We start from the raw sequence: 22,788 nt of genomic DNA on the forward strand, positions 1-22,788 counted from the left end.
GCCCATGCAAATATCGATGAATGTTTCTTCTATACCCGCATCAAAGACACTTGAGGTGAATGCACTTGCGCAGGAACTCAAGAAAAAGGGTGTCGATGTTGTAAATCTGACGGCGGGTGAGCCTGATTTTCCCACACCCTCTCCCATAGTAGATGCCGCGATAGAGGCTCTCAAAATGGGATTCACAAAATACACAGATTCTTCTGGAATCCCCGAATTGAGAGAAATGATAGCCAAGCATGTCTCAAAGAAATTCAAAGTTCCATGCACAGCCAACCAAGTCGTCGTGAGTAATGGTGGAAAGCAAGCGATTTTCAATGCACTTGCAAGTGTGATAAGCCAGAACGATGAAGTGATCATAATCGATCCATGCTGGGTTAGTTACGAACCAATGGTTCTATTACTTGGCGCAAAGGCCGTCCATGTGAAAACCCAGTTTGAAAAAGAATTCATTCCAAATCCAGAAGAGATAGAGAAATCCATCAGTCCTGCAACAAAGGTTATAATTGTCAATAGCCCGAACAACCCAACTGGTACAGTCTATGATGAAAAAACCCTTTATGAAATATATGAAATTGCAAAAAAGTATGATCTTTTGATCATAAGCGATGAGGTTTATGAACCTTTGGTTTATGATACAGATCATATTTCTCTGTTCAGCATATCCAAGGGTGACAGGACAGTTCTTGTGAATGCCTTTTCAAAATCTCATTCCATGACAGGTTGGAGAATAGGTTACTTAGTAGCTCCAATAGAAATAGCCAGAGCTGCAGCAAAGATCCAAGGACATTTGACTTCTAACATAAACAGCATTACCCAGTACGCTGCCTTAAAAGCCTTCGAAGTCGATACGACCTATATGAAGGACAGATTTAGAAAGAGGAGAGATCTGGTTTGTTCTATGCTCTCTGAATTGAAATTGAATTATCTAAGACCAAAAGGCGCGTTTTATGTTTTGATAGATGTCAGGGAATTTGAACAAGACGATGTGCAATTTTGTATGAAACTTTTGAACGATCAACACGTTGCACTTGTACCTGGATCGGCTTTTAATGCACAAGGCTTTGTGAGACTCTCTTTCGCGACTTCTGAAGATCTACTCAAAAAGGGTATTGATAGGATAGGAAAATTCATAAGAAGGTGAAGATAAGTGATCAAAGAATTTTTGAAAAAGCATTGGTACAGATATCTGCTGGGTATCTTGGTGCTCGTTTTGGTAGATCTATCTCAACTTTTTGTTCCCAAACTCGTTGGTCAGGTTGTTGATCATTTGAAACTGCCCAATCCAAATCAGAGATACATATGGCTCATGATAAGTTGGATAATGGGTATAGCTCTTGGAATGGCTATTTTGAGGTTCTTTTGGAGATATTTCATCATAGGCGCTTCAAGAAGATTTGAATATGTCTCGAGAAATTTTTTGTTTGAAAAGCTCATGTCTTTGACACCTGGATATTTCGACCAAAATCGTAGTGGCGATCTGATGGCAAAGCTCACCAACGATTTGCAAGCCGTGAGAATGGCTTTGGCACAGGGAGTTGTGATGTCAGTTGATGCAACTTTCATGGCTGTTATGACCTTGTTTTTTATGGGTTCAATGGTCAGCTGGCGCCTGACCTGGCTTTCTTGTATTCCTTTACCTGGACTTGCCTTTGTTGCCTTGTTCTTCGGTAGGATGATTCATAAAAGATTCATGGAAGTTCAGAGAGAATATTCTTCTTTGAGTGAACTAACCGAAGAAACCATCTCGGGTGTGAGAATTGTAAAGTCTTTTTCCGCAAATGATAGAATACACCAACTGTTCAACGAAAGATCACAAAGAAATTACCAGGCGGGAATGTCTCTTGCAAAAGTCTCTTCTTTGTTCTTCCCATTGATGACATTTTTTGCAGCTTCATCACAAATACTCGCACTGGGTTTTGGTGGAAAGATGGTTATAAATAACACAGTGACGCTTGGTGAGTTTGTCGCATTCAATTCTTATCTTGGTATGCTCACTTGGCCTATGATGGCTCTTGGCTGGGTGTTGAACATGATTCAAAGGGGTAGGGCGTCCTATCAAAGATTGATGCAAATAGTCAATGAAAAGCCTCAGGTAACAGAGCCAGAAAATCCTACAAAAATAGAGAAGATCGAATATGTCGAATTCAAAAACCTGACCTATCGCTATCCGAACACAGAAAGAGATGTTCTCAAGAATGTGAGCTTCTCTTTCAAAAAGGGTGACATGGTTGGTATAGTTGGAACTGTGGGGAGTGGTAAATCCACATTGGTTAGACTCCTCACGAAATTGTATCCAGTTGAAAGGGGCAAAATATTCATTAACGGTGTCGATATAAACGATATTTCATCAAAAAATATAAGAGAACTCATCGCTTTTGTGCCACAGGAATCTTTTCTTTTTTCAGATCAAATTCAGAAAAATATCGCCTTTGCACAGGAAAAAATCGATCATGAAAAAGTGGTACATTACGCAAAGCTTGCATCAGTTCATGATGAAATAGAAAAATTCTCCCACGGCTATGAGACAGTCGTTGGTGAAAGAGGTGTGACACTTTCGGGTGGGCAGAAACAGAGAGTGACAATAGCAAGGGCACTCTACACTCAGAGAGATCTTCTCATATTCGACGATTGTCTATCTGCAGTAGATCCTGAGACAGAAGAAAAGATCATCGGTGCGTTGAGAAAAAACTACAGGGAAAAAACTATGATCGTGATCACTCACAGATTAAAAGTACTCAAAGATGCAGATGTCATTATAGTCCTTGATGAAGGCGAGATAGTTGAAAAGGGAAATCATGAACAATTGATGGACTTCGACGGAATGTACGCAAGAATGTTCAAAAAGCAAATGATCGAGGAGGAACTCGAGTGTGAATAAATTAGTCGTTGTCTTTTTAATAATCTATTCTTCGCTCTTTGCTGCTGTTAGTTATTATTTTGAGAGTGCCAATCTGGTTATAAAAGGTTTGGAAAGCTATGATTCTGTAAAAATCATTGTGGATCAGATCAATTTCACCGTAAATGCAAAAGATATCAAGATACCTTGGCAGAAAAATTCCGATGCAACTATCAAACTCATACCAGTAAAGGATAATCAGGAGAAAGAACCTGTGACATTGAAAGTCAATGCAACTAAGGACCTTGCTCCAAAGATCACTATCGACGTCCCAACTTATGTTCCAGCCCAAAAAATAGAATTTCCCGTATCGATATTGGATGACTGGGATGAAAATAATAAATTGACCATCAGAACTTATCTTGATGGCAAGTTTTTCGACGGTTTTAAAAATGGTTCCATCGTTGTTGACGCCTTTTTGCTTCATTCTGGGGAACATCGACTCAGAGTGGTTTGTAAAGACAGTGCCTCAAATGTCGTCGACAAAACCTATAAATTCATAGTGGTTCCACAGATTCCAGTTGCTCCTTCGATCAACCTTGGTAAGATCGTCTCAAACAGGACCCATCGTGCTTACTATATAGAAAGCAGTGAGTTGAAAAAAGATGATTTCAAGCAGAATACATTCGAGAAAGACTTTTATTTTGTCTGTGATGTCGATGGTGCGGGAAACGAGAGTTTTCCTGTTTTGAATTACTCACTTAAAAATCTTGAGAGAATCGCGACCACAAATTTGATCACCTTGAATAGCGGTTTACTCACATCATCGGAATACACTGTTTTTGGTAAATTGGTGATACCCTCATCGGAAACGGTCGTTTTGAGACAAAATGCCGTTTTGAAGATTCCACAGGGCTGTGAAATAACTGTGAAGGGTACACTCATAGCTGAAGCAGGGACAAAGATCATCGGACAAGGTAAATTAATCATAGCAGACGAAGGACGTTTTGCAGCAGTTAATGCAAAGTTAGAAATTAACCTATCGATTTCTGGCTCTTGTATAGTCTGGTTTTCAGATCTTGATCTTTCAAAATCAAACTTTTCAGTAACCCGTGCAGCTGCCATTTCATTCAAAAATGTGAAAGCAAAGGAACTCGAACTGACAAATATCAAGAAAGCCTGGTTTAATTCTTGTGAAATGGGCAAACTCATTATAAAGAACGTTGGTAAGTTTTTTGTTACCGACTCAAAGATAAATCACCTGAACGTTTCGAATTTCTCTTCGGGAAGACTTTATTCAACATCACTTTATTCCAACGATATCACTATTTCAATCAGTAACTTCTCGGTCGTGGAATTTGTCGATAGCTGGATCTCTGCAAACAAATGTGCTCAGGTACAAGATTACTCTGTTCTAAGATTGAGAAGTACACAAATAAATGGTGATGTTGCCATCACTCTTTCTGGTTACTCTGTCTTTGACAGTTTTGCCAATGACATTTCTTCTTCAACAGCACTCTATGCCAAGGACTCAAGAGTTAGGCTCTTCAAAACAAAGATCCTTGGAGAGGTTGTCAAGGTTGGAAAATCAGAGATCATCAGTATGTGAATTCGATGAAGATCTTCTAAGAATTCTCAAGTTACCCGATGTGGGCAAGTCTTATCGTCCAACACATGCAACCACATTGTTGGCATGGTACTCAAAACCCAGTAAATCTCAGAGAAGATTGATCGAGCTCGGTTGTGCTACTGGAGCTGTATGTGCATATCTTGCCTTGAGATATAAAATAATCGTCACTGCCATAGAAAAGGATGAATTTTTATTCAAATCTGCACAGAAAACAATTGAAATGAACAATTTGTCAAATATGACGGTTCACAACATCTCTTGTTCGCAGGTACGTGATTTTTTTCAGGCGGAATCTTTCGATATGGTCGTGGCAAATCCTCCACACCACTTGACAAATATACCAAGTCCAGATTCCCTGAGGAGGACCACCAGAACGGCTGATTTTCAAAGTGCCATTGAATTCATCGAGGCAACGAGTTACCTTCTCAAAAACAAAGGAGTCTTTGTTTACATACTACCACCAACGCATTTGAGTTTCTGGGTGGTGGAGTTTACAAAAAGAAAACTCCAACCAAAAAAGGCGCTGCCAGTCTATGGAAGTCCAAAAGGTAATGCACAATTTTTTCTTCTGAAGGGTGTGAAAAATGGGGGCATCGGACTCATAATCGAGCCCCCGTTATTTCTCAAAAGAGCTTGAGTTCCTTTATTCCACTTTCGACTATCTGCTTTGTGTCTCTCGCTATGACCATTTCTTCATCGGTTGGAACTATCAAGACGGCTACCTTTGAGTCTGGCGTACTGATAATTCTTTCCACTCCTTTTACTTGATTTAGATTTTTATCTATTTTTATTCCAAGAAATCCAAGGTACTCACAAACCTTTTCACGCACATAAGGTGAGTTTTCTCCTACACCTGCGGTGAAAACTATTGCATCAACACCATTCATCGCTGCAGCATAAGCGCCGATGTATTTTGCTATTCTATAGACATAGATATCAAGGGCAAGCTGAGCCATTTCATTTCCTGAATGAGCTGCATCTTCGATATCTCTCATGTCAGAACTCAGTTGTGATAAACCAAGCACACCACTTTTTTTGTTGAGTATATCGTAGACTTTATCAACAGACATTCCAAGGTTTTGTTGCATGTAGATAACTATTGCTGGATCGATATCACCAGATCTTGTGCCCATGACGACTCCTTCAAGTGAAGTGAATCCCATCGATGTGTCCACAGACTTTCCATGTCTCACAGCAGCTATCGATGCCCCATTACCAAGGTGACAAGTTATTACTTTGAAATCATAATAATCTCTTCCAAGTATTTCAGCCGCTCTTTTAGAAACATATCTATGACTCGTACCATGGAAACCATATCTTCTGATCCTGTATTTTTCGTAGAATTCGTATGGTATAGGATAAAGAAAAGCCTTCTTGGGCATCGATTGATGAAAAGCAGTGTCAAAAACACCTACGTTTGGAACATTTGGTAGTAATTTCTGAACGGCGCGAATTCCCATGATGTTCGGTGGATTGTGTAAGGGAGCAAGATGAACATTTTCTTCTAAGACCTTCATCACTTCATCGTCAATCAAAACCGAGCTTGCAAATCGCTCTGCACCATGTACAACCCTGTGGCCAACTGCGCTGATTTCGGACAGATCTTTTATAACACCTATCTCTGGATCGAGCAATACTTCCAATATCAATTTCAGGGCTTCTTCATGATCTTTCATGGGTTTTTCGATCACATGTTTGTCGGCATTGACACGATGAACAAGTCGGCTACCCTCGATACCAACTCTCTCGGCAAGTCCTTTGCACAAGACTTTTTCACCTTCCATATCGATAAACTGATACTTCACCGATGAACTGCCACAGTTGACAACCAATATCTTCACAAGATTCCCTCCTCTAAACTCTATTGTAATGCCCCGTTGGAAATTTCATGACCAAACCCTTTAATTCATATTCCGTCAATTTTGATAAAACCTCGGGAAGTCCCAAATTCAGCTTGCTCACAATTTCCTCTGCCAACAGCGGACCTTCATCAAAAATTTTCAAAAAATCATCTTGTCTCTCATCTTTTACCAAAGTTATTCCATAGTATTCAAGTATCTGAGTTGAATCTGTTAGTGGTATTGCGCCCATTTTTAAAAGCCAGTTACAACCCTCGCTCATTTTTTTGTCTATATCTGCAGGTACAGCGAAAACATCACGCCCTATCTCAGCAGACATTCGAGCGGTAATCAAGGCACCACTATCCATAGGTGCTTCAATGACGATCGTTGCTCTGCAAAGGCCTGCAATGATCCTATTTCTGGCGGGAAAATTCTGTTTTGCCGCTTTCGTACCAAAAGGGTACTCACTCACGATGCAACCGTTTTCAACGATTCTCTCGTACAACCTTCTATTAGAGGCTGGATAACATACATCGACTCCCGTCCCAAGTACGGCTATTGTTTTTCCGTTGTTTTCAATCGAAATTTGGTGAGCAAGACTGTCGACTCCAAATGCCATACCACTCACTATCGCAAGATCTGCATGAACCAGTTCAGGTAATATTTTCTTTATTACCAACCTTCCATAATCAGTGATACGCCTTGTACCAACAACCGCTATACATTTCTCATTGAGCAGTTTTTTATTACCAAGGCAGAATAAAACAGCTGGTGGAGAGATCGTTTGCCTTAAAAGTTCGGGATAATCTTCATCCCAAAAACTAATTATCTCTGTACCGATTTCTTTGGCTCTTCTTTCTTGATCATTCATGAACTTTTCATCATAATGTGCTTTGAATCTCTCAAAACCATCCATGAAGTCTGCCTTCAGAATTTCTTCAATAGAATCAAATCTTGAAACGATGCGCTCAAGTTCTTCAATTGAAAACCTTCCAAAATAAGAGAGTGCAAAGATCTCAATTGGTTTCATTTTTTTGCATAATCTCCTTTATTTTATCGGCCACTCCAGATGGTTTACCTGGTATGCACATGTCGTAAGATGCCTTACCAGCAACCACAGCCTTTGCATAGGCTTCACAACCGGCATAACCACAAGCACCACAATTGGCACCAGAAAGGACCTGCTTGATCATCTCAACTCTTGGATCTTCTTTTACTTCAAATTTTTTCGCAGAATACGCCAAAAAAGTACCAAAAGCAAAACCAAGAACTGTTAACAACAAAGTCGAATAAAGTACAGTCATCTTATCACCTCACAGCTTTATCAAGCCTTGGAAACCCATGAAAGCCATCGAGATTATAGAAGCAAGTATCAAAGCTATTGGTAACCCTTCAAATGATTTTGGTAAATCGTAGAGTTCAAGTCTCTCTCTGATACCAGCGAAAATTACCAAAGCCAATAAAAATCCCAGCCCAGCACCAAGTGCATGAGAAGCCGCCTCGAGTAATGAATAATTTGCCTGTGCGTTCAAAATCGCAACTCCAAGTATGATACAGTTTGTAGTGATTAATGGCAAATAAATCCCAAGAGCTTCATAAAGTCCTGGACTGTTCTTCTTCAAAAAGAACTCGACAAATTGCACAAAAGTTGCTATCACAAGTATAAACACCACAATCTGCAAAAATCCCAATCCCATTGTGACAAGTAATTTGTTCACAAACCATGTTATGACCGACGACATCACAAGTACAAACGTAGCTGCAAACCCCATGCCAACGGCTGTGTCCATTTTCTTCGAAACACCGAGAAATGGACAGATTCCCAAAAATCTTATAAAGACATAGTTGTTAACTAAAAGGGCAGAGAAGAGTATCAGAAAAACTCTCATTTCTGTTCACCTCTTTGTTTACGCTTCATTCCAATGAATGCAAAAAGTGCAGCCAAAAGACCAAGGGTCATATAACCACCAGGAGGCAGTATCATGGCAAAGACGTTGAAAGCCTTACCCCAAATATGCAAACCAAAAACAGTCCCATTTCCCAAAAGCTCTCTGATACTACCCAGAAGGACCAGAGATCCGGTGAATCCAAAGCCAACACCAAGCCCATCTAAGAAAGAAGCCCAGATACCATTTTTTGAAGCAAAGGCTTCGGCACGTCCCATGATTATACAATTCACTACAATCAATGGTATGAAAAGTCCAAGTGTTTTCCACAGATCATAGATGAAAGCGTGCATCAATAAGTCAAGGATTGTAACAAAAGTTGCTATAACAGTTATAAAGATAGGTATTCTGAGATTTTTGGGGACATTCTTTCTTATTGAAGAAATCACCACATTGGACAAAGCCAATACACTTGTTGCAGCAAGCCCCATACCAAGGCCATTGATAGCACTCGTAGTAACTGCAAGGGTCGGACACATACCAAGTACTTGAACGTAGGTGGGGTTCTCTTTGAAAAATCCCTTTGTGAATTCTTTCAAAGAACTCATCATTTCACCCCCGATTTCAAATAAGAAAGCATGGCATTGATTGCATTAACAACCGCTCTGGGTGTTATAGTTGCACCGGTCATCACATCACTGACCTTTACAACCCCTTTTGTCTTAGCTTCTTGGGGCGATAAATTTGACATATTCGCATCTTTATCCACACGAAGACCATTTTCCAATGCAGATGGCTCTATCGGATAAAATCTTTTTTGAATATCTTCTTCCCCTATTTTTGCACCAAGGCCAGGTGTTTCTTGAGAGTAATCTGTCACGCGAATCGATAAAAGCATGAAACCATCTGATTTTCTAACAAAACTCGCAACAACGGAAACCGCTCCTCCATATCCTATAGCCGATCCACTCAGTACATAGACAATTCCCATATCTGAATCAAATTGATAAACCGGAGAATAAACCTTGCCATTGTTTTCTTCAAAGATTACTTTTGTTTCATCTTTCACCTGCGCAACGGTTGTCTTGATTTTGTCCAAAGGCACTACGTATTGTCCGCTTTCATCTTTTAACACCGCTTCTATGGCTTCAAACTTTTTTCCGAGCTCTACTATCGCAATACGATCCTTTGTAATGGTATACACCAAACCGAGTGCGAAACCAGCAACGGCACAGTATATTAGTAGGATGAATCCCATCTTCACATATTCTTTCATGATTTCACCTCACCGAAAATCCTTGGCTTGAAAACACGATCTATCAAAGGAGTTAGAGCGTTCATCAAAAGTATCGCCAAAGATACACCTTCTGGATAACCTGCAAAATATCTTATTGTCATAGTGACAAGACCACATCCCAAACCAAAAACCGCTTGACCTTTGAAAGTCATAGGGCTTGTAACCATATCTGTAGCCATGAACAAAGCCCCGAGAAAGAGTCCACCACTCAATATATGAAACAAAGGTGTACCGAATCTACCAGGATTTATGAAATAAAATAAACTCGAAAATAGGAAAACTGTACCTATGTAAGACAATGGAATAATCGGACTGACTCTTTGCTTGTACAATAAATAGACAAATCCAATCACCAACAAAAGTACACTCGTCTCACCTATGCATCCACCCACGTTGCCAAAGAAAAGATCGGTATAACTAAAACTGCTCAAAGCTTCTTTCAATCCCTGTTGCTTTAGAACTCCAAGTGGTGTAGCCGACGTCAAAACATCCCAAGGAGATTTTGAAAAAGCCATCAACGGATTGATCCATCTTGTCATGAGTGTAGGAAATGATATTAAGAGAAAGACCCTTCCAACAAGCGCAGGGTTGAATATATTTTGACCTATACCACCAAAAGCCTGTTTTGCGATACCTATTGCTATTATTATTCCAATCAATAAGAGCCACCACGGAGCAGTTGGTGGGAGGTTCATGGCAAGTAACAATCCTGTCACTGCGGCGCTAAAATCAGGTACAAATTCTTTCTGCTTTCTCAAAACCTTGACTATAAACCACTCGATCATCTCAGCCGCAACCGCTCCAAAGATACATAGAAAAAGTGCATACCAACCAAAAAACAAAGCCGCTCCTGCAACTGCTGGACCGAGTGCGATCAAAACATCAATCATTATATTTCTCACAGTATCTTCACTTCTTATATGTGGTGCATCTTTTGTGATTAACTTCATTTTTTACCACCCCTCAGAGCCTGATAGACCTTCTTAGCGAGTTTAATCGCTCGCACATGGTCTATCTTTGAAGGACATACATAGGCACATGAACCACATTCTACACATGCCAAAAGACCTTCTTCAACTGCATCGTCGTATTTTCTCTTATTTGCAAGAAGATACAACAAGTAAGGTTGCAATCCCATCGGACATGCAAAAACACATTTTGTACATCTGATACATGCCTTTTGAACATATTCTTTTTCCTTCAAAAGAACTGTTATTCCACTTGTACCTTTCATGATAGGTATATCAAGCCTATTTATGGCTATACCAGTCATCGGGCCACCGAGAATTACCCTTTCTGCTTCTTCTTTTATCCCTCCTGCGTACTTCAAGATCTCTTCTACAACGGTACCTATCCTTGCTACAACGTTGATAGGTTTGTTAACCCCTTCTCCACTTATCGTCAAACCTCTTTGAACAAGAGGTTTTCGATCAACAACAGCTTCCTTTATCGCAATGACCGTTTGTACATTCTGCACGACAACACCCACATCCATTGGAAGACCACCAACTGGGACTTTTCTACCTGTAATGGCATATATGAGTTGCTTTTCTGCCCCCTGTGGGTATTTAGTCTTCAAAAGCTTCAATTCAATTTGATCTGAATTCAGAAGAGTTTTCAAATGTTCATAGGCATCGATCTTATTGGATTCAATGCCGATGTATGCCTTTTGAACTTGTAGTGTTTTCATGACTATCTTTATACCTAAAATTAAATCCTGAGCCTTTTGAAGCATTAACTTGTGATCGATTGTCAAATATGGTTCACATTCGGCTGCGTTAACTATGAATGTGTCTATTTTTTTGTCGGCAGGAGGGGAGAGCTTTACATGTGTTGGAAACATTGCACCACCAAGACCGACTATTCCGGCTTTTTTGATAGTCTCGAGAAGTTGTTCTTTCGTAAGATTTTCCCAATCGGCGTGCTCTAAATACTGCCATTCATCGTCTGAAGTCTTCTGTATGACCACTGCCTCCATTGGTCTACCCTGTATCGGGTGATAGATCTTGTCTATCTTTTTCACAACACCTGTAATTGGCGAGTGAACATAAGCCGAAATAAAACCACCAGGCTCTCCTATCACTTGTCCGGTCTTTACTTGATCATTCTCCTTTACAATGCATTTTGCTGGTGCTCCGGCATGATTAGAGAGAAAGACATAAACAACTTCTGGTGGATTAAGGTAAAGTAACTGTGATTCTTTCGCCAGTTCCTTTTTTTCAGGTGGATGAATTCCTCCTCTAAAACTCAGCAACCTCACTGTTTCACCTCCCGCATCAGATCGATATTCTTGAGAAGTTCTTTTGAATGTATGTTGTAAAGTGGCTCGCCAGGTTTTTCGTTGTAATAGGGTCTTGAGCAATCTGGACAGCCACTCGTCAGTAAAGCACTGCCGGCATCAGCAGGAATTCGTTTAAAACCAACTATGTCATTTCCTTCCAGAACGATGAGATCTGCCCTGTTGGTGAAGATCAAATAACGTGCCAACTGAATCCTTCTATATCTTTCGATTGAAGGTCTTTTAGTACTTGACAGTACCGTCCCTTTGATTGGCATAAAGGCAAACAAAGCCACTTGAATTTCAAGTTCACGCATCTTGTTCATCACTTCAAAGAGTTCTCTGTCTGTTTCACCTAAACCAACGATTATATGAGTTGAGATTTTTTTAGGGAAGGAACGTGAAGAGTCTTCAAGTAGTTTCATTGTTTGTTGAAAACTTCCACCCCTGATTTTTGTGAAAAATCTTTCGCTGGCAACATCCAAAGCAATACTGACTCTATCGACACCTAATTCAAAATATTCGTTGACTTCATCTATGTTTTCTGCTCGAACAGAAATAGAGATAGCCCTATTTGTTTGTTTGATTTTGGTCAAAAGATGTCTCAGATCTTTACGATAGCCTTTATATGAAACAGTTTGAATACAGATTCTCTTCAGATCACTTGATTTTATCGGCTCGATGATCTGATCGAAGTTGACCTCTTCCCAAACTACACGACTCAAAAATCTGTGGTTTGTCTTGGATGTCAAAGCATGTGTACAATACAAACAATTAAATTGACACTTCCCATCGAGCATCAAATACGCTGTCTCAAGATCCAGAGTTACCCCTCTGCGCAGTCCCAATTTGTAAAGTGTTCCAACTGATGCTCTGAGTATCAATTTTTATCATCTCCGACTTGATAGATGTATATTTTTTCATCAGACTCCAAGTCAATCTTACCACTTGAATAGTGTATATCAAAGCCATTCAGTTGTTCTGGGATCTCAGCGTTCACAGCCTTTCTGACTAAGATGTTAACAGCTGTACGTTTCGACAAATCTAATTCGTACGCCCTATGAGCGAGAGTTCTTTGATGTGAAACTGTGGAAAATACAATTGCCGCTATTAGACTTATGAGCAATAAACCGACAATTACGTCTAAAATCAGAAATCCTCTCATAAGTTATCAAAATTGCATGAAGAAATACGATGCTATCAATATTATTCCTAAAATCATTAAAGTCATCAAAAAAGCCATGAGAAAATCAGACCCACTGGATTCATGAGAAGGCTTGGTACGATGTGGTTGTGTCTTTGAGATCTTTGATGAATCTTCTTGTATCATCTCAGATATCTTATCTTCCCATTTTTGCTGTTGCATGGAACTGATTTTTTCTTCAAACCTATTTTTCTCTGACATGATCTTCACAGATTTTGGAACAATTCCTCTGGCTATAATCCCTTCACCCATATCAACCTTTATGAGAAAATATTCTTGCTTTTTTCCTTTCAGAATTTCTTTACCAACAAGAGTTCCTGCCAATGGCATGACATTTCCCTTATCTGAAAAATGTTTTGGATAAAGGCTTTTCAGTTTTTCAAGGTTCTCTGGATTTCTAACATTGAGAACAACGAAGAACAACGGTTCAGACAAATCGAATTCGGCAAGAGTCCTTCCCCTTATTGGGTCTACAAGTGGAAAGATTTCTGGAAGATTTGATATATCAGGTCTTTTGAGAATCTCAGCCAATCCTTCGTCATCAAACTGCTCCCATAACTGCATGAAATTCTCGGCAGAGATCTCTTCATAATTTACCTGCTTGAAATCAACACTAATCTCGATCTTTGGTGCCCATTCTTTGAAAATTTCTGAAACGATGTACTGAACAAGTTCTTCATCCTTATCTTGAACGGCTGCAGTGATCTCAGCACCAAAGATTTGAGAGCCTTTTCTGGAAATATAACTTGAAAGATAATTCAAAAATTCACGTGACAGATCTGTACTCTCTGGAATTTGAGCGAATATTTTGTTTTTCATCTCATTAAAAGCTTTTATGAAACCAGCATAATCAGAAGAAAGGTCTATATTCAAATAGCTTGAATACCTACTTGGTATAACCACTAAGTCATACTCAGGTTGCTCATTAGCCTTTCCAAAGAAAAACCCCACACCCTCCTCTGCAGTCACGCGACTTTTCAAGTGATATTTGACAAAATAAAAATCCAAAATTCCTCACTCCTTGTGCAGTATGTAATCACCTGATTCCAAAGTTACAGATTCGAAATCCCTTTCTGTAACACCTATTCCAATTACACAATTCTTACCAATGACAACATCAGATGGTATTTTTGAATACATACCTATCACACTTATATGATCACTATACACCTCTTTATCTAATCGGCTAAATGCAGGTTCACCTTGACCTATTATTACCCGTTCCCTTACAACTACACGTTCTGCCACAATGGTATCTGAAATCAAGCAATCCTTTTCAATACAAGTTCCTGTCATAATAACACTGTTTCTGATAACGGTATTCTCACCAATATATACTCCTTGAAAGATTACACTGTTTTCAACAGTGCCATGAATTTCACATCCTTCACTGATAATTGAATTGATAATTTTAGAAGATGGTGCACAGTAGGCAGGTGGCATTTCTTCGGTTTGGGTGTAAAAACGCCAATGACGGTCATATAGATTAAGTGGTGGAATGGGTCTTGTTAATTCTAAATTGCTTTCCCAATATGATTTAATAGTTCCAACATCTCGCCAATAACCACTGAATTTGTAAGCGTATACCTGCCTATCATCCTGAATCATTTTCGGTATCAAATCATGTCCAAAATCATGCGTGCTTGACTGGTCCATTTCATCCTTGATCAAGTATTCCTTGAGAAACTTCCAATTAAAGACATAAATCCCAAGTGATGCAAGATTTGAGCGAGGTTTGGCGGGTTTTTCTTCAAAATCGATTATCCTATGTTCCAAATTCGCTACCATAATACCAAACCTACTGGCTTCTTCTATGGGTACTTCCATACAAGCAATCGTGCCATCTGCCCCTTTTGATATATGAAAGTCAATTATGTCATTGTAATCCATTGCGTATACATGATCACCAGACAGGATGATCACAAAATCAGGATTGTGTGATTCTATATATTCAATATTCTGATAAACCGCATTTGCCGTACCCTTGTACCAACCCGAGACACCACCAAGGTATGGAGGTAATATAGTAACTCCACCTTTTTTTCTATCCAAATCCCAAGGTCTACCAATATTGATGTGATTGTTGAGCAAATGAGGGCGATACTGAGTGAGAACACCCACTTGATAAATCCCAGAATTCACACAGTTGCTCAAAGTGAAATCGATCAATCTGTATTTACCACCAAACGGTACCGCCGGTTTTGCTATCTTCTCTGTGAGTACACCCAATCTCTTACCATGACCTCCAGCTAAAATAAGTGCAAGAACACTTCTCATCTGAACCACCTCATAGAACTGCTCTTTTCTCCAGAACGGCTATGGAGTCTTTGCCAACGAGTCGTGCCTCTTGCCTTATGAGAACTTCTTTGTCAAGGACAGCGTTTTTCACAACCGCACCTTCCTCAATAACAGTATCCTGCATGACAACGGAATTTTCGACTATAGCACCTGCTTTTACATAAACACCTCTGAACAATACGGAGTTTTCCACACTTCCATTGACGATACAACCATCGGAGACTATAGAATTTCTCACAAACGCAGTACCACCGATCTTTGGTGGTGGTAGATCCTTCAATTTTGTATAAATCTTGCCATATCTGTAGAAAAGTTCTTCACGTACATCCTTTTTCAAACCATCCATGTTTATACGAAAATATTCTGCTATTCCCTTCTTCACGTTTCTCCAGTAACCATTGAAAAGATATCCACAGACTTTCAGTCTATCCAGCTGAGATATCACAATATTCAAAAGATCTGTCTCGCCCTTTGCAGCGTAATTGTACAAGAGCTCCATGAGGAGGTACTTGTTCATGAAATAAATTCCGAGAAAGCCTATGTTCGTTTTAGGTTTTTGAGGTTTTTCTTCAATTTCTACTATGCGATTCCCAGACAATTCGACTATTCCATACTGTGATAAATTATAAGTCTCATCGAGTTCTTTAATCAATAGAGTTATATCAGCTCCACTTGAAAAATGAAACTCAAAGACTCGAGAAAAGTCTATTTTATATATGTGATCGCCTGAACCAATTAAAACGTAATCTTCTTCTCCTCTTCTGAGCAACGTCATATTTTGAAATATGGCATCGGCAGTTCCTTTGTACCAATAATACCCTTCTTGGCTGACATAGGGTTGTAATAAGAACAATCCACCATTCTTCCTATCCAAATCCCACTCTTTACCAGAGCCAAGATGATCCATCAAGCTGCGTGGGTTATATTGGGTTAAAACCCCCACTTTCTTAATCCCTGCATTAACCATGTTGCTCAAGGTGAAATCAATAGCACGGTATTTGCCAAAAACAGGTAAAGCTGCACTTGCTCGTTTTGCAACAAGTGAACCGAGCGATTCACTTTGCCCTCCAGCAAGTATTAAACCAAGGACTCTCAAAAAAATCCCTCCGCGTTAATTTTATCATTTGAGTATAGAAAAACACATGTTGGTATACAATCTTAAAGGAGGTTCTCTTCGTGTGGTATCCAGGACACATGGCAAAAGCTTCGAGAGTTATTGAAAATCTCAAAAAGTACATTGATTTAGTCGTTGAGCTATTGGATGTGAGAGCTCCAGTTGCAACTCGCGCTTATAGCCGGAACCCGATCAAAGCGAAAAAGAGCGTTATAGTCCTCACGAAATCCGATTTGGCTCCAGATGGCGAAGTGGTTCGTTGGAAAGAATTCTTTGAAAAATCAGATGAGCCTGTATTTGTTTTCAATAAAAACACTAATAGAGAGAAAGTTGTCGAATTCATAGCAAAACACGTCCAAAGAAATGGTTTTGTCATAGTCGTAGGGGTTCCAAATGTTGGAAAATCAACCTTCATAAACAAATTGAAAGGGACCAGATCGGCTCAGGTTGGTGCAATGCCTGGTATAACAAAAGGCTTGCAGTGGTTTTCTGTTGCTGATAAATTCAGAGTATTGGATACACCTGGACTACTCCTGCCAAATCTTTGGAGCGTCGATCTGGCTGCTAAACTCTTGTTGGTTGGGAGTCTCACTGTAGATATGGTACCACCAAAGGTTTTACAGAGAGCCTTCGAGATATACGCCAAAGCTGTTGGAGTTACAGATGTGGATTTGGAAAATTATCTTGAAAAATATGCATTGGAAAAAAAGATGATCATCAAGGGAGGTCAACCAGACAAGAAGAGGGCTTTAGTAAACTTCTTTAATTCAATCGCTCAGGGAAAAATCGGAAAATTCATATTTGAATACCCACAGGAGGCGATAGATTATCAAAGCGATCGTCTATCTACCACTTGATCCCGAAAAGGCAAAGAAATCAAACCTTCCAATAAAATTACCTATATTGGTTGAGGATTTTCCAACGATAGTGGATATGAATCAAATACCAATTGATATAGTGATTCGTGGTCTCGAAGCGCAGTATGGATTGTCAAAAGATCCATATTATGGATCTTACCTTGCATATTTCTACTACGAAAAGGTTAAAATTTCACTCAACAACGAGGATTTAAGATCTGCCGAGAGTTGGTTGGAAAAGGCCTCGGAATTTGGTAAGGATTACAGATATGATTTTTTCAAAGGATTGATCGCATCAAAATTAAAAGATTACGAGTTAGCGGAAGTTTTCCTCAGATCAAGCGTATCAAAAAATGAAAAATTCGTGTTGGGACATTATGAACTTGGAAATATCCTCAGGGCGAAGAAGGAACTCGAAGATGCGATCTTAGAATATCAAAAAGCCTTTGAACTGGACAGAAATTTTTTACTTCCTCTTTTGAGAATAGGTGATTGTTATATGGAACTCGGTGAAATACGACAAGCCTGTGATTTCTATCAAACACTGACACAACTCGACCCTGAATTTTCTCAAGCCTACTCGAGATTGGGTGTGGCTTGTAATATGCTTCAAAGATATGAATATGCTGAAAAATCATTGAAAAAGGCACTTGAACTTGAGCCTGATGACTCAGACACTGCATTTAACCTTGCACATACTCTTTCCAGATCAGGAAAACACTTTGAAGCCATGAATATTCTCAAGCAACTCGCTGATAAAGAACCTGAGAACATTTCTTTTTTGAATGAATACGCCTTGACATTGAGACGATTGGGATTTTATGAGCAAGCAAAACAGGTAATAGACAAAGCCAGACAGATCAGCGATGATCAAATGATAATGTACAATCAAGTGTTGTTGACATTTTTTATTGATAAAAACGGAGCTCATTCATTACTCAATAGTCTCTCAAAAGATTACAGAGAAAAAATCGACGAACTGGTCTTTTTCTTAAATGAATGGGATGGTTCTGTGATCATTCCAGATTTCATAAGTCAGAAAGTGAAGATGGTAAGATCCTGTATGAGTGGATCAAGTTTTGATATACGCAAATTAGCACATTTTCTCGAAGATGGAGATAGAATCGAGGCGCTTAGAGATGGATTTTTCCCATTTCAAGATATGGTTGTAGATACTGTAAAGTGGCTTGATATAATCGTAGCAATCATATTGGCGAGCTCGAAAGATCCATTTGAAATGGAGAAGAACATTACAAAAACAGCCGTCGCAATATATGGAAGTGGCATAATGCTTGCCGTTGCTATTGGGTTGATAAGACTCTTTTTCCACGTAAAAATAAACGAGAAATTCGATCTCTCAGGTTTTATAAATGATGTTGTACCAGATCTCCAGGAATATCATTGGAGCTTTGCCAAGAGAGTCTCTCGACTTGAGGAAGAAAGCTTTTCCTTTGAAGACATCAACTTTAATGTTGATAAAGGAAGTGACTTTTTTATAGAGCTTCTAAAGGCACTGTCCACAGAAATCACCGAAGGTATCAACAACAAATTCTTCAAAGATATATATTCAATCTTTCGAATGCAGTGGAGGTGATTAGATGCATTACGACAGACAGCAGATTCTAAGTGAAGTTATTCAGCCAGCACAAACCAAGATCGTTTTACTTGTCATGGATGGAATAGGAGATCTACCCAAGAATGGTAAAACACCATTGCAAACAGCTAAGACACCAAATTTGGACAAACTGGCAACTGAATCTGATTTAGGTCAAACGATACCTGTTTTGATGGGTATCACACCTGGTAGTGGACCAGGTCATTTGGCATTGTTTGGTTATGATCCTGTGAAGTATCAGATAGGTAGGGGTATCTTGGAGGCACTTGGTTCAAATGTACCGGTGGGCGAGAAGGACGTAGTCGCACGAGCCAATTTCGCAACTGTTAAAGATGGTATTATTATCGACAGAAGAGCCGGCAGACCAACAACAGAAGAAAGTTCAAAAGTAGTAGAAAAACTCTCTAAATCTATCAAGGATATAAAGGGTGTTAAGGTAACCTTTTATCCCGGTAAAGAACACCGATTCGTTGTTAAGCTAACTGGTGAAGGTCTCGATGATAAACTGACCGATGCCGACCCCCAAAAAGAGGGTAAGCCAATTCTTTTCACAGAACCATTGCGTGATGATGCAAAGAAGACTTCAGAAATAGTCAATGAGCTGATGAAAAAGATTGGTGAAATTCTCTCTGATGAACCAAAGATGAACTTTGCTCTGATCAGAGGTTTTTCAAAATACCCCAAACTCCCTCAATTCCCACAAGTGTATAAAATGAAAGCCTGTGCTATCGCAACCTATCCAATGTACAAAGGCATAGCCAAACTCGTCGGTATGGATGTCGTCGAAACTGGTTCTACAGTTCAAGATGAAGTGAACACACTTAAAGAAGTTTGGAATAACTATGATTTCTTCTATTTCCACGTTAAAAAGACCGATTCTTACGGAGAAGATGGGGATTTTGATTCAAAGGTCCATGTTATTGAAGAGGTTGATGGATTGATTCCACAGCTTCTCTCACTCAAACCAGATGTCCTGGTAGTTACAGGTGATCATTCAACACCAACTATCTTGAAGTCTCACAGTTGGCACCCCGTGCCATTCATGATCTGGTCACCTTATACCAGAAAAGGTTTGAGTAAATTCTTCGATGAATTCGAATGCGCTAAAGGTAGTCTTGGAACCATATATGCCGTAGATGCAATGTCATTGATGCTCGCACATGCTTTGAGACTTGAGAAATTCGGTGCATGAAATATTTCTGGTTGATCGCGCTTTTGGGATTATCGACTGGGGTCTTGCTTTCCCCAGTCTTTTTAATTGTTCCACTTTTCAGTGTGTTGTTTTTTTTCAAAGGGGTTCCGATCAAAATCTACACGATGTGCGTCATCATAGGGTTTTTGATTGCCCTACCAAAAGTTGGTTCAAAAAAGGTGGAACTCGTTGGATTAGTTGTGTCTAAGAAGTCAAATTATGTCATCGTGACCAATGCCAAGATTTATACAACAAACCATTGGAAGAGTTTAAACCATCAAGTGAAGATAGTAACAAAAGATCTCAATCTTGGTGAACAGATATATGCCTATGGTGTTATATCGAGTTCTTTTTCATACCCACATTATGTCCTTGAGCCGACTTTTTGTGCTGGACTTACACAAGCTGTAAAAGGTTTTTCGCAAATTCTCACAATGCTTCAAAAGATGAAAGAACAGAGCAAGGAATTCATTCAAAATACACTTGGGGATCTGGGAAAGATAATAAATGGGTTGTTATTCAGTGAGGGGGAATTCGACAGGTCTGAATCTATACAATTAAGACAAAGTGGTTTAGCACATCTATTTGCCGTCTCGGGTCTTCACGTTGGAGTGATATACGCTCTTTCAGATATAGTAGTGAGCTTCTTCACCTACAGATTTTTTTTGAGAAGGATTATCAGCTGCCTGATAGCACTGCTTTTTGCATTCAGCACAGGTCCAACGGCATCGGCTTTTAGAGCAGCAATTATGTTGATCATGTGGAATTTTTTCAAGATCGTAGATTATCCAATAGAATCTTTCAATGTACTGGGGTTTGTGGGCACAATAAATCTTTTGATTGAGCCATATTCGATTCTATCTCCATCTTTCTTGATGAGCTATTCTGCAACAGGTGCAATATTAGTCGTTCAAGAAAAGATCAAGAAATCAAATTTTCTAATTAAAAATTTTGTTGTATCAACTGCTGCATTTATTGGCGTTGCACCTTTTTTGAGTATCTTCTCATCTTTAAATCTTCTAACCATAGCCATCAGTTATCCAGCAACACTTCTTGCCACACCAATAATTTGGATTGGCTTTCTTTCAAATATTTTAAAAATAATCAATCTGGACAAAATAGCACAAATCTTATTATTGGGTGCAACGCCTTTTGTATATCTTCTTAAAAAGATAGTTGAATTTTCCTCAATCTTCCCAAATTTATCACTTGGATTGACTGGCTATATCCTTTTTTCTGTATTGGCACTTCTCCTACTTTGGCATCTTGGGCACAAACCATAGAATTTTATGTCGTAATCGTTTATCAAATATCCTGTTTTTGTTTCAACGCTTTTTACCAAATCCTTTACTGTTTTCTCGTCTATCTCTATGAGCTCACCGCATGTCTTACAGATCACATGTTGATGAAGTGTCTCTGATTCAGGAGTTGCCAACTCGTACCTATAAACACCTTCACCAAACTCCAATCTTCTCAGAAAACCGAGTTTTGAGAGTAATTCTACTGTCCTGTATACTGTTGCTTTGCTGATTCTGTACCTCTTTTCAATCAATCTTCTGTAAACATCTTCAGCACCAAGATGTTTTTCTCCAGATTCAGCAAAGATTTTCAAAACGATCTCTCTTTGGGCGGTCATCCTATACTTTTTTGAGCGAAGTTCTTTTCTCAAAGACTCGTAGATCACGAATATCCTCCTTTCACAGATTCATCACAGGTTTGATATCTATCTTCCAACCTGTCAGCTTAGCAGCGAGTCTGGCATTTTGGCCACCTTTACCTATTGCAAGCGAGAGCTGAGTAGGTGGTACCAAAACACGCGCGGCCTTTCTCTCGAAATCCAATATTTCAACATTTGTTGCAGAAGCAGGTGCAAGTGCATTGGCTATCAATTGTCTTGGGTCCTCAGACCATCTGAAGATATCGACTTTTTCCCCTTTTAATTCCCTAAGTATTGCTACTATGCGACTTCCTCCTTCACCAATACATGCACCAACCGGGTCAACTTGAGGATTCGTCGATATAACTGCTATTTTGGTCCTAACACCGGGTTCTCTCGCAATAGCCTTAATCTGTACTATACCATTTTCAACCTCTGGAACTTCAAGTCTTAACAAACCCGAAACGAATTCCGGTGCTGCTCTGCTCACAATAATCTTGGGACCCTTCTTGTCTTTGAGGACGTTTTCAACATAGACCTTTATCAAATCTCCTGGCTTTATCGTTTCGTTACCTATCCATTCCTTCTTAGGTAATCTGGTTTCTATTTTTCCAATCCTAATATCTGCCCAATCAGAAGTGACTCTTATGACCTCGGCAGTTATAACGCTCCCAGCGAGACCTGAGTAATGTTCGTACTGTCTTTCTTTTTCGAGCTCACGTATTCTCTGTATCAACACTTGTTTTGCGGTTTGTGCCGCTATTCTGCCAAAATTCTTCACACTCATTTTCTTGTAAACTTTCTTTCCGATATCAACTAATGGATCGATCTTCTTGGCTTCTTCTAAACTAATCTGCGTTAATTGATCCTGAACGTCTTGGACCACGTCAAAAACCTGGAAAAGCTGTATATCACCAGTCATTCGGTCTATCTTCACATCGACATTTTTCGCCGTACCGAAATTTTTTTTATAGGCGCTCACAAGGGCTTTTTCGAGTATTTGTATAATCTCATCTTTTGATATACCTTTTTCTTCTTCGAGTTGATCAAGTGCATCCAAAAGACCGAGGTTCATGAGCC

The 22,788-nt window shown here is 39.4% G+C and carries 23 protein-coding genes; 8 read left to right on the forward strand and 15 right to left on the reverse strand.

Features of this window, described 5'->3' with window-relative positions; translation table 11 throughout:
- Window positions 1-4 precede the first annotated feature (4 nt).
- From aspC to TSP02S_RS08430, 4 genes are read left to right on the forward strand one after another with little or no spacing between them, the layout of a single operon-like run.
- Window positions 5-1,144, forward strand: a complete 1,140-nt coding sequence (aspC, locus tag TSP02S_RS08415) for an aspartate aminotransferase (RefSeq protein ID WP_041083398.1) — start codon at window positions 5-7, stop codon at window positions 1,142-1,144.
- A 6-nt stretch (window positions 1,145-1,150) separates the two neighbouring features.
- Complete coding sequence (locus tag TSP02S_RS08420) at window positions 1,151-2,881, forward strand: ABC transporter ATP-binding protein (protein WP_041083400.1); 1,731 nt, start codon at window positions 1,151-1,153, stop codon at window positions 2,879-2,881.
- Complete coding sequence (locus tag TSP02S_RS08425; protein WP_041083401.1) at window positions 2,874-4,448, forward strand: hypothetical protein; 1,575 nt, start codon at window positions 2,874-2,876, stop codon at window positions 4,446-4,448. Before TSP02S_RS08420 ends, TSP02S_RS08425 begins: the two co-directional genes overlap by 8 nt.
- Window positions 4,420-5,106, forward strand: coding sequence for a tRNA1(Val) (adenine(37)-N6)-methyltransferase (locus TSP02S_RS08430; RefSeq protein WP_041083403.1), 687 nt, complete (start codon window positions 4,420-4,422; stop codon window positions 5,104-5,106). The genes TSP02S_RS08425 and TSP02S_RS08430 overlap by 29 nt, the downstream gene beginning before the upstream one ends.
- On the opposite strand, the gene ackA is transcribed toward TSP02S_RS08430, so the two are convergent.
- The 13 genes from ackA to glgD are packed head-to-tail and all read right to left on the reverse strand — an operon-like array spanning window position 5,093 to window position 16,369.
- A complete protein-coding gene (gene ackA / locus TSP02S_RS08435; protein ID WP_041083404.1) occupies window positions 5,093-6,310 on the reverse strand; it encodes an acetate kinase in 1,218 nt (405 codons plus the stop codon). The genes TSP02S_RS08430 and ackA overlap by 14 nt on opposite strands.
- A gap of 13 nt (window positions 6,311-6,323) precedes the next feature.
- Window positions 6,324-7,340, reverse strand: coding sequence for a DNA-processing protein DprA (gene dprA / locus TSP02S_RS08440; RefSeq protein ID WP_041083406.1), 1,017 nt, complete (start codon window positions 7,338-7,340; stop codon window positions 6,324-6,326).
- Window positions 7,327-7,614 carry an RnfABCDGE type electron transport complex subunit B gene (locus TSP02S_RS08445; RefSeq protein ID WP_041083408.1) on the reverse strand — a complete coding sequence of 96 codons (288 nt, stop codon included), beginning with the start codon at window positions 7,612-7,614 and terminating at the stop codon, window positions 7,327-7,329. The genes dprA and TSP02S_RS08445 overlap by 14 nt, the downstream gene beginning before the upstream one ends.
- A gap of 9 nt (window positions 7,615-7,623) precedes the next feature.
- Window positions 7,624-8,199: an electron transport complex protein RnfA gene (locus TSP02S_RS08450; RefSeq protein ID WP_041083410.1), complete on the reverse strand. Its 576-nt coding sequence runs from the start codon at window positions 8,197-8,199 to the stop codon at window positions 7,624-7,626.
- Window positions 8,196-8,804, reverse strand: a complete 609-nt coding sequence (gene rsxE / locus TSP02S_RS08455) for an electron transport complex subunit RsxE (protein WP_041083411.1) — start codon at window positions 8,802-8,804, stop codon at window positions 8,196-8,198. The genes TSP02S_RS08450 and rsxE overlap by 4 nt, the downstream gene beginning before the upstream one ends.
- Complete coding sequence (locus TSP02S_RS08460; RefSeq protein WP_041083413.1) at window positions 8,804-9,472, reverse strand: RnfABCDGE type electron transport complex subunit G; 669 nt, start codon at window positions 9,470-9,472, stop codon at window positions 8,804-8,806. The genes rsxE and TSP02S_RS08460 overlap by 1 nt, the downstream gene beginning before the upstream one ends.
- Window positions 9,469-10,443, reverse strand: a complete 975-nt coding sequence (locus tag TSP02S_RS08465) for an RnfABCDGE type electron transport complex subunit D (protein ID WP_041083415.1) — start codon at window positions 10,441-10,443, stop codon at window positions 9,469-9,471. Before TSP02S_RS08465 ends, TSP02S_RS08460 begins: the two co-directional genes overlap by 4 nt.
- Entirely contained in the window at window positions 10,440-11,747 is a 1,308-nt protein-coding gene (gene rsxC, locus TSP02S_RS08470; protein WP_041084308.1) for an electron transport complex subunit RsxC, read from the reverse strand. The genes TSP02S_RS08465 and rsxC overlap by 4 nt, the downstream gene beginning before the upstream one ends.
- A 2-nt stretch (window positions 11,748-11,749) precedes the next feature.
- Window positions 11,750-12,655 (reverse strand): radical SAM protein, encoded by a 906-nt coding sequence (locus TSP02S_RS08475; RefSeq protein WP_041083417.1) that lies wholly within the window; start codon window positions 12,653-12,655, stop codon window positions 11,750-11,752.
- Complete coding sequence (locus TSP02S_RS08480) at window positions 12,652-12,936, reverse strand: hypothetical protein (RefSeq protein WP_144380756.1); 285 nt, start codon at window positions 12,934-12,936, stop codon at window positions 12,652-12,654. Before TSP02S_RS08480 ends, TSP02S_RS08475 begins: the two co-directional genes overlap by 4 nt.
- A gap of 6 nt (window positions 12,937-12,942) precedes the next feature.
- Window positions 12,943-13,944 (reverse strand): DUF4899 domain-containing protein, encoded by a 1,002-nt coding sequence (locus TSP02S_RS08485; RefSeq protein ID WP_232503688.1) that lies wholly within the window; start codon window positions 13,942-13,944, stop codon window positions 12,943-12,945.
- 45 nt (window positions 13,945-13,989) lie between these two features.
- Entirely contained in the window at window positions 13,990-15,252 is a 1,263-nt protein-coding gene (locus TSP02S_RS08490) for a glucose-1-phosphate adenylyltransferase (RefSeq protein WP_041083422.1), read from the reverse strand.
- A 10-nt stretch (window positions 15,253-15,262) separates the two neighbouring features.
- Window positions 15,263-16,369, reverse strand: a complete 1,107-nt coding sequence (gene glgD, locus TSP02S_RS08495) for a glucose-1-phosphate adenylyltransferase subunit GlgD (protein ID WP_041083424.1) — start codon at window positions 16,367-16,369, stop codon at window positions 15,263-15,265.
- An 80-nt stretch (window positions 16,370-16,449) separates the two neighbouring features.
- On the opposite strand from glgD, the gene TSP02S_RS08500 reads away from it, so the two are divergent.
- From TSP02S_RS08500 to TSP02S_RS08515, 4 genes are all read left to right on the forward strand, one after another.
- On the forward strand, window positions 16,450-17,244 hold the full coding sequence (locus TSP02S_RS08500) for a GTPase (RefSeq protein WP_052465400.1): 795 nt from the start codon (window positions 16,450-16,452) through the stop codon (window positions 17,242-17,244).
- Between the two features lie 76 nt (window positions 17,245-17,320).
- Entirely contained in the window at window positions 17,321-18,838 is a 1,518-nt protein-coding gene (locus tag TSP02S_RS08505) for a tetratricopeptide repeat protein (RefSeq protein ID WP_232503689.1), read from the forward strand.
- A 4-nt stretch (window positions 18,839-18,842) separates the two neighbouring features.
- Window positions 18,843-20,051, forward strand: coding sequence for a 2,3-bisphosphoglycerate-independent phosphoglycerate mutase (locus TSP02S_RS08510; protein WP_041083428.1), 1,209 nt, complete (start codon window positions 18,843-18,845; stop codon window positions 20,049-20,051).
- Window positions 20,048-21,334: a ComEC/Rec2 family competence protein gene (locus tag TSP02S_RS08515; RefSeq protein ID WP_041083430.1), complete on the forward strand. Its 1,287-nt coding sequence runs from the start codon at window positions 20,048-20,050 to the stop codon at window positions 21,332-21,334. Before TSP02S_RS08510 ends, TSP02S_RS08515 begins: the two co-directional genes overlap by 4 nt.
- On the opposite strand, the gene TSP02S_RS08520 is transcribed toward TSP02S_RS08515, so the two are convergent.
- On the reverse strand, window positions 21,274-21,732 hold the full coding sequence (locus tag TSP02S_RS08520) for a Fur family transcriptional regulator (protein ID WP_232503805.1): 459 nt from the start codon (window positions 21,730-21,732) through the stop codon (window positions 21,274-21,276). The two genes, TSP02S_RS08515 and TSP02S_RS08520, sit on opposite strands and share 61 nt — an antisense overlap.
- A 16-nt stretch (window positions 21,733-21,748) precedes the next feature.
- A complete protein-coding gene (gene nusA / locus TSP02S_RS08525; protein ID WP_041083434.1) occupies window positions 21,749-22,783 on the reverse strand; it encodes a transcription termination factor NusA in 1,035 nt (344 codons plus the stop codon).
- Window positions 22,784-22,788: the final 5 nt, after the last annotated feature.

It is taken from the genome of Thermotoga profunda AZM34c06 (genome assembly GCF_000828675.1).
In the GTDB taxonomy this organism is placed as follows: domain Bacteria; phylum Thermotogota; class Thermotogae; order Thermotogales; family DSM-5069; genus Pseudothermotoga_B; species Pseudothermotoga_B profunda.